The 210-nt window shown below is 70.5% G+C and carries 1 pseudogene; it reads right to left on the bottom strand.

The window, feature by feature from the left end:
• A pseudogene (locus B7449_RS24620) lies at positions 1–210 on the bottom strand (integrase); the annotation flags it as partial.

The raw sequence follows: 210 nt of genomic DNA, 5'->3' as shown, positions 1-210 counted from the left end.
AGTTCCAGGAGATCATACCCGTCTTTCGCCCCCGTGGTGATGGCCCCGCGGCGCAGGCTGTGCCCGCCAAAGTCCCCTTCGAGGTGGGTGTCGCCGCATCGCTTACGGATGATGTCCGTGACCGCCCGGTCCGACAGGGCGTGCGGCCCGATCCTGGGCGGGGCTCCGACGGGAGTGACTCCCGCCCTGTGGCCCCGCGCGGACCAGATG

Origin of the sequence: Komagataeibacter intermedius TF2, assembly GCF_000964425.1 — a bacterium.
Classification (GTDB): domain Bacteria; phylum Pseudomonadota; class Alphaproteobacteria; order Acetobacterales; family Acetobacteraceae; genus Komagataeibacter; species Komagataeibacter intermedius.
The sequence above is the reverse complement of the archived record's forward strand: the minus strand, read 5'-3'. Positions and strand labels throughout refer to the sequence as shown.